1 protein-coding gene is annotated in these 11388 nt (G+C 75.5%); it reads right to left on the bottom strand.

Going from position 1 to position 11388, the window contains the following annotated elements; all coding sequences use genetic code 11:
- Positions 1-41 precede the first annotated feature (41 nt).
- On the bottom strand, positions 42-11381 hold the full coding sequence (locus AB4K12_RS21230) for a type I polyketide synthase (protein ID WP_368435684.1): 11340 nt from the start codon (positions 11379-11381) through the stop codon (positions 42-44).
- Positions 11382-11388: the final 7 nt, after the last annotated feature.

Consider the following 11388-nt stretch of genomic DNA (forward strand, 5'->3'; position numbering starts at 1 on the left):
TGCGTGTTCCGGTGAGCGGCAGGGCCGCGCCGTCGGGGCGGTCAGGCACCGTCGAGTTCCTGGTCGATGAGGTCGAAGATGTCGTCGACGGTGGCCGTCCGCAGGCGTTCGTCGGACGTGGCGCCGCCGTCGGGGTCGTCGTCCGGCCCGGTGGTCTCCGCCGGGGCCGCGGGCGATGCGCTGAGCCGGGCGAGCACGCTCTGCAGCCGGGTGCGGACGCGCGAGCGTACGAGCTCGTCGTCCGCGCCGACCGCGGCGAGGGCCGCGTCCAGCCGGTCGAGCTCGCCGAACACGGACAGGGCCGACAGCGCCGGGTCCGCTCCCCCGGGCGCCAGGTCCGCGCCGATCCGCTCGGCGAGCGCCATGGGCGTGGGGCAGTCGAACACCAGGGTCGCGGGGAGCCGCAGCCCGGTGGCGGCGTTGAGGCGGTTGCGGAGCTCCACGGAGGTCAGCGAGTCGAAGCCGAGCGCCTTGAACTCCCGGTTGCGTTCGACCTCCTGCGGGCCGCCGATGCCGAGGACGGCCGCGACGTTCGCGCGGACGAGGTCCAGCAGGATGCCGCTTCGCTCCGTCTCCGGCAGTCCCTCGAGGCGCCGGCGCAGGCCGTCGGCGTCCCCGCCCGGCGCGGCCGCGGCCCCAGCCGTGCGCCGCGCCGGCGTACGGACCAGGCCGCGCAGGATCGCGGGCACGCCGGCCGCCTCACCGTCCCGTCCGGCCGTGGCCGGGGAGGCGAAGCGCACCGGCACGGCGACGGCCTGCTCGCCGAGGCGCGCCGCGTCGAAGAGCTCCAGGCCCTCCGCCGCGCGGAAGGAGACCAGGCCGGAGCGGGCCATGCGGCTCCGCCCCCGCTCGTCCAGGCCGTCGGCCATGCCGCCGTCGGCCCACGGCCCCCAGGCCAGGGAGACGGCGGGCAGCCCGGCCGCGCGCCGCCGCCCGGCCAGGGCGTCCAGATGGGCGTTGGCGGCCGCGTAGTTGCCCTGCCCGGCGCTGCCGAGCGTGGCGGCGACGGAGGAGAACAGCACGAAGGCCGACAGGTCCGCCTCCCGTGTGAGCTCGTGCAGATGGAGCGCGGTGTCCGTCTTGGGGCGCAGCACGGTCTCCAGCCGCTCGGGGGTGAGGGAGGCGACCAGGCCGTCGTCCAGGACACCGGCCGCGTGGATCACGGCCGTCAGCGGGTGGGTTTCGGGGATGTCCGCCAGCAGCGCGCCGAGCGCGTCGCGGTCGGCGGCGTCGCAGGCGGCCACGGTGACGGTCTCGGCGCCCAGGGCGAGCAGGTCCTCGCGCAGCGCGGCCGCGCCCTCGGCGGCCGGGCCGCGCCTGCTCGTGAGCAGCAGGTGGCGTGCGCCGTGTTCGGCCACCAGGTGGCGGGCCACGGTGCCGCCGAGCGCTCCGGTGGCGCCGGTGACGAGCACGGTGCCCTGGGGGTCGGGGGCGGCCGGGACGGTGAGGACGAGCTTGCCGACGTGCCGGGCCTGGCTGAGGTGGCGCAGGGCCTCGGGTGCCTGGCGGACGTCCCAGCAGGTGAGGGGCAGCGGCTGTAGCACGCCGCGCTCGAAGAGCTCGACGAGCGCGCGCAGCATGGCGCCGATGCGGTCCGGTCCCGCCTCGATGGTGTCGAACGCCTGGTACGACGCGCCGGGACGGGTCGCGGCGATCCCCGCGGGGTCGCGGACGTCGGTCTTGCCCATCTCCAGGAAACGCCCGCCGTCGGCCAGCAGGCGCAGCGAGGCGTCCACGTACTCGCCGGCCAGCGAGTTGAGCACGACGTCCAGCCCGCGGCCGCCGGTGGCCTCGCGGAAGGCCTGCTCGAACTCGAGGGTGCGCGAGTTCGCCAGGTGCTTCTCGTCCAGCCCGTCGGCGCGCAGCGCCGCCCACTTGCCGGGACTGGCCGTGCCGTAGACCTCGGCGCCCAGGTGCCGGGCGAGCTGGGTGGCGGCCATGCCGACGCCGCCGGCGGCCGAGTGCACCAGCAGCGACTGGCCGGGGCGCAGGCGGGCCAGGTCGACCAGGGCGTAGTAGGCGGTGAGGAACACGATGGGTACGGACGCGGCCTGGGCGAACGTCCAGCCCCGGGGCATCGGCGCCACCATGCGGTGGTCGGCGACGGCCAGCGGGCCGAACGACTCGGGGACCATGCCCATGACGCGGTCGCCGGGCGCGAGGCCGGTGACGCCCGGCCCGGTCTCGGTCACGACACCCGCGGCCTCGCTGCCGAGCGTCGCGGCGCCGGGGTACATGCCGAGGGCGATGAGCGCGTCGCGGAAGTTGACCCCGGCGGCGCGCACGGCGATGCGCACCTGCCCCTCGCCCAGTGGCGCGGTGGCGGCGGGGTTCTCCGTCAGCGCCAGGTCGTCGAGGGTGCCGGTGCCGCTGGTCGTGAGCCGCCAGCCGGTGGCGCCGGGGGCGGGGCGCAGGGCGTCCTCGGCCGTCCGGCGGGCGAGCCGGGGCGCGTACGCGGTGCCGTGCCGCAGGGCGAGTTGGGGCTCGCCGGCCGCCAGCGCGGCCGTCAGGGCACTGGCGGAGGCGGGGTCGTCGTCGACGTCGAGCAGGACGAAGCGGTCCGGGTTCTCGGTCTGCGCCGACCGCAGGAGGCCCCAGAGGGCCGCCTGCGCCGGGTCGGCCACGGTCTCGCCGGGCACGGCGGCGACGGCGCCACGGGTGAGCAGCACCAGTCGAGACCCGGCGAACCGCTCCTCCCCCAGCCACCCCCGCACCAGCTCGAGGGCGTACCGGGTGGCCGTACGCACGTCCTCGGCGGTGTCGCCGCCGGGGATGTCCGACCGTACGAGCACGGCGTCCGGGGCCGCGGCGGCGAGGGAGCCGAGGTCGGGGTGGCTTACGAGGCCCTCGGCGAGGGCGGGTTCGGCGGCACCGAGCAGGACGCACGCGGGCCGGGGGGCCGAGTCGGGCAAGGGGACGGCCGGCCAGGCGAGGCGGTACAGCGCGTCCTGGTGCTCGACGGTCCGGTCGGCGCCCGCCCCGAGCCGATCGGCCGTCACGGGGCGCAGGACCAGGGAGTCCACCGAGGCGACGGGCCGACCGGCGGCGTCCGCGACCAGGAGGGACACCGCGTCCTGCCCGGCCGGGCGCAGCCGGACGCGGAGCGAGGTCGCGCCCGTGGCGTACAGGTGTACGCCGCTCCACGAGAACGGCACGCGTCCCTGACCGGTGTCGGACAGCAGCCCGCCCAGGCCCACGGCGTGCAACGCCGCGTCGAGCAGCGCCGGATGAACGCCGAAGCCGGTGACGTCGGTGCCGTCGGGCAGCGCGACCTCGGCGAACACCTCGCCCTGGGGCTCGCCGTCGCTCGTACCGCCGCCGTCGCTCGTGTCGCCGTCGGCGGCGGCACGCCACAGGCCGCGCAGGCCCTGGAACACGGGTCCGTAGCCGAAGCCGAGCTCGGCGAGGCGCTCGTAGTAGCCGTCGGTGGGCACCGGGGTGGCGCCGGACGGGGGCCACTGGGCCAGGTCGGGTTGTGCGGTGGCCGGGGCCGGGGCCGATGTGAGCACGCCGGTGGCGTGCGACACCCAGGGGGTATCCGGGCCGGTGCCGTCGGCGCGGGAGTACACCTGGACCGTGCGGCGCCCGGCGTCGTCGGCGGCGCCGACGGTGACCTGCAGCTGCAGCGCGCCCTCGGCGGGCAGCGCGAGCGGGGCCCGCAGGGTCAGCTCCTCGAGGTGGTCGCAGCCCACCTCGTCGGCCGCGCGTAGGGCGAGGTCGACGAGGGCGGTGCCGGGCAGCAGCACCGCCCCCATGACCGCGTGCTCGGCCAGCCACGGCTGGGCCGCGACCGACAGCCGCCCGGTCAGCACCGCGCCCTCGCCCTCGGCGAGCGCCACCGCGGCGCCCAGCAGCGGGTGTTCGGCGGACCGCAGGCCGGCGCTCGTCAGGTCGGCGGCCGCCGGGCCGGTGTCCAGCCAGTAGCGTCGGCGCTGGAAGGCGTAGGTGGGCAGGTCGACGGGGCGGGCGTCGTCGCGGTCGGAGAAGAGGGCGGTCCAGTCGACGGGGACGCCGTGGACGTGGAGCCCGGCGAGGGCACTGATCAGGGCCGTCTCCTCGGGGCGGTCGGCGCGCAGAGCGGCGACCACGGCGTCCGCCCGGCCGTCGAGGACGGCGTCGGCGAGCGCGGCCAGGACGCCGCCGGGGCCGATCTCGAGGAAGGCGGTCACACCTTCGGCGGCCAGCGCCTCGACGGCGTCGGCGAAGCGGACGGCATGGCGGACGTGCCGCACCCAGTACTCGGGGTCGCACAACTCCTCGGCCGGGACGGGCCGACCGGTGAGCGTCGAGACGATCGGCAGCGCGGGAGCGGAGAGGGTGATGCTCTCGGCGACCTTGCGGAAGTCGGCGAGCATCGGCTCCATCAGCGGCGAGTGGAAGGCGTGCGAGACGGCCAGGGCCTTGGTTCTACGGCCCTGGGCGGCGAGCTGTTCGGCGAGCTCGGTGACGGCCGCTTCGGCGCCGGACAGGACCACGGCCTGCGGACCGTTGACAGCGGCGATGCCGGCTTGGTCCTCGTAGCCGGTGAGCAGTGGAAGGACCTCGTCCTCCGACGCCTGCACCGCCACCATCACGCCACCGGCAGGAAGCGCCTGCATCAGACGACCACGAGCCGCTACGAGCACGGCTGCGTCGGCAAGGGACAGCACCCCGGCAACGTGCGCGGCGGCCAGCTCACCGATCGAATGCCCGGCCAGGAAGTCCGGCCGGACACCCCAGGACTCGAGGAGCCGGAACAACGCCACCTCGACCGCGAACAACGCCGGCTGAGTGAAACCGGTCTGATTCAGCAGCCCGTCCGTGTCCTCGCCGAACACCACATCCCGTAACGGACGCTCGAGATGCGCGTCCATGTACGCGCACACCTCGTCGAAGGCATCGGCGAACGCCGGGAACGTGGCGTACAACTCCCGTCCCATCCCCACCCGCTGACTCCCCTGCCCCGAGAACAGGAACGCGACCTTGCCGTCCGTGGCAGCGACGCCTCGGGCCTCCGTGCCCGTCGTCTCCCCGGCCGCCAGGGCGTGCAGGCCGTCCAACGCTGCCGACCGGTCGGTGACGACCATGGCCGCGCGGTGTTCCAGCGCGGCGCGGGTGGTGGCCAGCGACAGCGCGACATCGGCGAGTCCGAGCTCCGGCCGTGCCGTCACATGGGCGAGCAGCCGTTCGGCCTGTTCCCGCAGGGCGTCCGCGCCGCTTCCGGAGAGCAGCCACGGGACCGGTCGTGAGCCGACGGGGGCGGTGGCCGGACTCCGGGGCTCGTCCGGGGTGCGTGGCGCCTGCTCGATGATGACGTGGGCGTTGGTGCCGCTCACGCCGAAGGAGGAGATGCCGGCCCGGCGCGGACGCCCCTCGGCGTCCGTCGTCCACTCCACGGGCTCGGTCAGCAGCCGCACCTCGCCCGCCGCCCAGTCCACGTGCGGCGACGGCTCATCGACGTGCAGCGTCTTCGGCAGCACACCGTGCCGCATCGCCTGCACCATCTTGATGATGCCGCCCACACCGGCGGCGGCCTGCGTGTGGCCCATGTTCGACTTCAGCGACCCCAGCCAGAGTGGACGACCCTCCGGCCGGTCCTGACCGTACGTCGCCAACACCGCCTGCGCCTCAATCGGGTCACCCAGCGTCGTACCCGTACCGTGCGCCTCGACCACATCCACATCCGCAGCCGACAGACCCGCACCGGCCAACGCCTGCCGGATCACCCGCTGCTGCGCCGGACCGTTCGGAGCCGTCAGACCGTTCGACGCGCCATCCTGGTTGATCGCGCTGGACCGCATGACCGCGAGCACCTTGTGCCCGTTGCGCCGGGCGTCGGAGAGGCGCTCGACGAGGAGCATGCCCGCGCCCTCGCCCCAGCCCGTGCCGTCGGCGGCCGCCGCGAACGGCTTGCAGCGGCCGTCGGGGGCGAGACCGCGCTGGCGGCTGAACTCGATGAAGGCGTTGGGGCTGGACATGACGGTCACGCCGCCGGCGAGGGCCATCGAGCACTCGCCCCGTCGCAGGGCCTGCGCGGCGAGGTGCAGGGCGACCAGGGACGACGAGCAGGCCGTGTCGACGGTCAGGGTGGGGCCCTCGAGGCCGAAGGAGTAGGCGATGCGTCCGGAGACGACGCTGCCGGAGCTTCCGGTGCCGATGTAGCCCTCCAGGTCCTGCGGCACGCTCAGCAGCCGGGCCGCGTAGTCCTGGTAACCGGAGCCGATGAACACTCCGGTGGCGCTGCCGCGCACCGACGTCGGGTCGATGCCGGCCCGTTCGAACGCCTCCCAGGCGATCTCCAGCAGGAGCCGTTGCTGCGGGTCCATGGCCAGCGCCTCGCGCGGCGAGATGCCGAAGAACGCCGGGTCGAAGTCGCCCACGTCGTGGAGGAAGCCGCCGTCCTTGGCGTAGGTGGTGCCGGGGCGGTCGGGGTCGGGGTCGTAGAGGGCGTCGAGGTCCCAGCCACGGTCGGTGGGGAAGCCGGAGACGGCGTCCCGTCCGTCGGCCACGAGCCGCCACAGGTCCTCGGGCGTGCGGACGTCGCCGGGGTAGCGGCAGCTCATGGCCACGATCGCGATCGGCTCGTCGTCGGGGCCGGCGGCCGCGACGGGCGGGGGCGTGACGGCGGCGTCGGGCGCGCTCGCCGCCGTGCTCGTGCCCGTGCCGAGTTCGGTGGCGAGGTGCGCGGCCAGCACGGCGGGGGTCGGGTGGTCGAAGACGAGCGTGGCGGGCAGCCGGACGCCGGTGGCTCTGGCCAGCCGGTCGCGCAGCTCGACGGCGGTGAGCGAGTCGAAGCCCAGTTCGCGGAAGGCACGGTCGGAGGCGACGGCTTCGGTTCCGGTGTGGCCGAGCACGGCTGCCGCTTCGGTGCGGACGAGGTCCAGCAGGGCGCGCCGGCGTTCGCCGTCGTTCATCGCGGTCACGCGCCGGACGAACGCCGGAACCTGATCGCCGGTCCCGCCGGTCCCGTCCGCGTCAGCGGCGGCGGCGGCCAGGGCGGCCCGTACCTCGGGCAGGTGGCCCAGCAGCGGGCTGGGCCGCAGCAGGGTGAAGGACGGCGCGAAACGGGTCCAGTCCACGTCGGCGACGGTCACGGCGGTCTCGTCGCGGTCGATCACCCCGCGCAGCGCGGTGATCGCGGCCCGGGGGGCGAGCGCGGGCAGCCCGCGCCGGCGGAGCCGGTCCTCGGCGTCGCCGTCCTCGACCATGCCGCCGTCGGCCCAGGGGCCCCAGGCCACGGCCGTCCCGGTCAGGCCGCGGGCCCGGCGGCGTTCGGCCAGGGCGTCGAGCGAGGCGTTGGCGACGGCGTAGGCCGCCTGCCCGCCGGCGCCCCAGACGCCGGAGATCGAGGAGAACATCACGAAGGCGTCCAGCGGTCGGTCGCCCAGGAGTACGTCCAGGTGGGCCGCGCCCGTGGTCTTCGCCGCGAGGACGTCCGCGAACCGTGCGGGCGTGGTGTCGGCGAGCATCTCGGGCGTGCCCACGCCGGCCGCGTGGAACACCGCGGTCAGCGGTTCCTCCTCCGGTACGCCCGCCAGCAGCCGGGCCACGGCGTCGCGGTCGGCCATGTCGCAGGCCTCGATGGTGACGCGGGCGCCGAGCTCCTCGAGCTCCGCCTTGAGCCGGTCGGCGCCGTCCGCCGCGGGGCCGCGCCGGCTGGTCAGCAGCAGGTGCGGCCGTCCGGTGCCGGCCCCGGCGAGCCAGCGGGCCACGTGCCCGCCCAGCGCGCCCGTACCGCCGGTGATCAGGACGGTGCCGTGCGGCTGCCACGCCGCCTTCGCCGTGACGGCCCCTTGCGGGGCGCGCGCGAGGCGACGTACGAACACTCCCGACCCGCGCACCGCCAGCTGGTCCTCGCCGCCGCCGGCGAGGACGGCCGCCAGGCGGCGGGCGGCGCGGGCGTCGAGCTCGTCGGGGAGGTCGACGGATCCGCCCCAGCGCGAGGGGTGTTCGAGGGCCGCGGTCCGGCCCAGCGCCCACACCTGTGCCTGGCGGGCGCTGTGCAGGGGGTCGGAGGAGCCGGTGGAGACCGCGCGCCGGGTGACGGACCACAGGGGGGCGTCGAGGCCGGCGTCGCCGAGCGCCTGGATCAGGGCCAGCGTGGCGGCCAGGCCCTCGGTCATCGCCTCGTGCCGGCCGTGCGGCCGCTCGGCGAGGGCGAGCAGGGACAGGACTCCCGCGACGTGGACACCGGCGGGCAGGTGCGCGGCGAGCGTCTCGCGGTCGGCGCCGGCCTCGACGACGACCGGGTGGACGTCGGCGCCGTGGTCGCGCAGCGCCCGTACGACGGCGGCGGCCCAGGGGTCGTCGGCGTGGGAGGCGGGGGTGAGCGCGAGCCAGGTGCCGCTCAGTGCGGGCGCCTCGAGGCCGGTGGCCGGCTTCCAGACGACGCGGTAGCGCCACCGGTCGACCGTCGACTGTTCGCGGTTCCTCCGCCGCCAGGAGGAGAGGGCGGGCAGCACCGAGCTCAGCGGGGCGTCGTCCTCGACGTCGATGCGGTCGGCGAACGCGGCCAGGTCCTCGCTCTCGACGGCCTCCCAGAAGCCCGCCTCGGCCGGGTTCGCGGCCGGGGCGTCCCCGGCCGCGGCCGACGGGTTGCCGGGGGCGAAGGCCGTGGACTCCAGCCAGTAGCGGCGGCGTTGGAAGGCATACGTCGGCAGGTCGACGAGCGCGGTGCGGTGGTCTCCGAAAGAGAGGGCGGTCCAGTCGACGGGGACGCCGTGGACGTGGAGCCGGGCGAGGGCGGTGACGACGGCCGCGTCCTCCGGGCGGCGGTCGGCGGTGCGCAGGGCCGGGACCGCGACGGCGGACTCGTCGTCGAGGACGTCCTGGGCCAGGGCGGTCAGCGCGCCGCCGGGGCCGATCTCGAGGAAGGTCGTCGCGCCTTCGGCGGCCAGCGACCGGACGGCGTCCGCGAAGCGGACCGGTCGGCGCACGTGCCGGGTCCAGTACGCGGGGTCGCGCAGCTCGTCGGCCGGGACCGGGGTGCCGGTCAGGGCGGAGACGACCGGGATCGTGGGGGCGGCATAGGTCAGGCCCTCGGCGACGGCCCGGAATTCCGCGAGCATCGGGTCCATCAGCGGCGAGTGGAAGGCGTGCGAGACCGGGAGCCGCTTCGTCCTGCGTCCCTGGGCGGCGAGCTGTTCGGCGATCTCGGTGACGGCCGCTTCGGCGCCGGACAGGACCACGGCCTGCGGACCGTTGACGGCGGCGATGCCGACCCGGTCCTCGTATCCGACGAGCAGCGGAAGAACCTCGTCCTCCGACGCCTGAACGGCGACCATCACGCCACCGGCGGGAAGCGCCTGCATCAGACGACCACGAGCCACTACGAGCACGGCCGCATCGGCCAGGGACAGCACCCCGGCAACGTGCGCGGCGGCCAGCTCACCGATCGAATGCCCAGCCAGGAAGTCCGGCCGGACACCCCACGACTCCACCAACCGGAACAACGCCACCTCGACAGCGAACAACGCCGGCTGAGTGAACCCGGTGTGGTCGAGCAGCCCGTCCGTGTCCTCGCCGAACACCACATCCCGTAACGGACGCTCGAGATGCGTGTCCATGTACGCGCACACCTCGTCGAAGGCGTCGGCGAAGACCGGGAAGGCGGCGTACAGCTCCCGGCCCATGCCCGGTCGCTGGCTCCCCTGCCCGGAGAACAGGAACGCGACCTTGCTCCTCCGGGCGGACACGCCCCGCACGGCGTTTCCGGCCGTCTCTCCCTGGGCCAGGGCGGTGAGTCCGGCGAGGAGTTCGTCGCGGCCGGCGCCCACGGTGGCGGCGCGGTACGGCAGCGCGGCGCGCGTGGTGAGCAGCGAGTGGCCGATGTCGCCGGGTGTGAGCTCGGGGTGCGTCCGGGCGTAGGCGAGCAGGCGCCGCGCCTGATCGCGCAGGGCGGCCTCGTCCTTCGCGGAGACGATCCAGGGCAGCGGCCGGGCGGTGGCGTGGGGCGTCTCCGCGCGGGTCCTCTCCGCGTCGGTGTCCCCAGGATCCATGGTCGCGGACGGCTCCGGGGCCTGCTCGAGGATGACGTGGGCGTTCGTACCGCTCACGCCGAACGCCGACACGCCCGCCCGCCTCGGCCGGCCCGGTTCCCCGGCCGGCCACGGGGTGGCCTCGGTCAGCAGCCGGACCGCGCCGGCCGACCAGTCGACGTGCGGCGTGGGCTCGTCCAGGTGCAGGGTCCTGGGCAGGACGCCGTGCCGCATGGCCAGCACCGTCTTGATGACACCCGCGACGCCGGCGGCGGCCTGCGTGTGCCCGATGTTCGACTTCAGCGCTCCCAGCAGGAGCGGCCGCTCGTCCGGCCGGTCCTGCCCGTACGTCGCCAGCAGCGCCTGGGCCTCGATGGGGTCGCCGAGGGCGGTGCCGGTGCCGTGCGCCTCGACCACGTCGACGTCCGACGCGCCGAGGCCGGCGTCGGCCAGCGCCTGGCGGATCACCCGCTGCTGGGCCGGACCGCTGGGGGCGGTGAGGCCGTTGGAGGCGCCGTCCTGGTTGACGGCCGAGCCGCGCAGGACCGCGAGGACCCGGTGGCCGTTGCGCTCGGCGTCCGAGAGCCGCTCGACGAGCAGCATGCCGACGCCCTCGGCCCATCCGGTGCCGTCGGCGGCGGCCGCGAACGGCTTGCAGCGGCCGTCGGCGGCCAGCCCGCGCTGGCGGCTGAACTCCATGAACGCACCCGGCGTGGACATCACCGTCACCCCGCTGACCAGGGCGAGCGAGCACTCCCCCTTGCGCAGCGACTGCGCGGCCAGGTGCAGGGCGACCAGCGACGACGAGCACGCCGTGTCCACCGTCACCGCCGGGCCCTCGAGCCCGAAGGTGTAGGCCAGCCGGCCCGAGACGACGGCGGCGGCGTTGCCCGTGCCGAGGTAGCCGTCGAAGTCCTCGGGGGAGGTGGACAGGCGGGCGTAGTCCTGGCCGTTCGTGCCGGCGAAGACTCCGGTGCGGCTGCCGCGTACGGAGGCCGGGTCGATGCCCGCCCGTTCGAAGGCCTCCCAGGCGGTCTCCAGCAGCAGCCGCTGCTGGGGGTCCATCATCAGGGCCTCGCGCGGCGAGATCCCGAAGAACGCGGCGTCGAAGTCGCCGACGCCGTCGAGGAATCCGCCCTCGCGGACGTAGCAGGTGCCCGCGTTGTCGGGGTCGGGGTCGTAGAGCGCGTCCAGGTCCCAGCCCCGGTCGGCGGGGAATCCGGAGACGGCGTCGCCGCCTTCCTCGACGAGCCGCCACAGCTCCTCGGGCGAGGTGACGCCGCCGGGGAAGCGGCAGCTCATCGCGACGATCGCGATGGGCTCCCGGGATTCCGCCACCAGTTTCCGGTTCTGCCGACGCAGCCGCTCGGTCTCCTGGAGGGAGGCCCGCAGTGCCTGAACGATTTTCTCGTTCGACGTGGTCATCATGTGC

The sequence above is a fragment of the Streptomyces sp. C36 genome (genome assembly GCF_040932295.1).
Classification (GTDB): Bacteria; Actinomycetota; Actinomycetes; order Streptomycetales; family Streptomycetaceae; genus Streptomyces; species Streptomyces triculaminicus.

Bases quoted from the DNA above. Each gene is read 5' to 3' on its own strand.
- AB4K12_RS21230 (WP_368435684.1), bottom strand. From the start codon at position 11,381: ATGACCACGTCGAACGAGAAAATCGTTCAGGCACTGCGGGCCTCCCTC.